The organism is Pseudomonas sp. 2822-17, from assembly GCF_002742485.1.
Taxonomy (GTDB): Bacteria; Pseudomonadota; Gammaproteobacteria; order Pseudomonadales; family Pseudomonadaceae; genus Aquipseudomonas; species Aquipseudomonas cyclaminis.
On sequence record NZ_LJRZ01000713.1, the window covers coordinates 1 to 276 of the forward strand.

Consider the following 276-nt stretch of genomic DNA (forward strand, 5'->3'; position numbering starts at 1 on the left):
GATGTTGCAGAATGGCAGAAACTAACTCCAAAGAGCAGCTATCAGAAGCTAGTGGGTGTTTTTGTTAATGAATCTGTGGATAATATAGTAAAAATTATTGATAGGTGTTCCCTTCAAGTCATACAGTGTCATGGTACAGAATCGCCTCAAGATCTCCAAAAATTGCAGTCTATGATTCCTTCACATGTTGAAGTATTTAAGACAATTCACCATCAAGAAGAAGGAGTTAAACTAATGCGCGATTATGAAGGAATTGCCCATGGATATATTATCGAC

1 pseudogene is annotated in these 276 nt (G+C 37.0%); it reads left to right on the top strand.

Going from position 1 to position 276, the window contains the following annotated elements:
• Positions 1-276 (top strand): annotated as a pseudogene (locus AOA60_RS23935) (hypothetical protein); the annotation flags it as partial.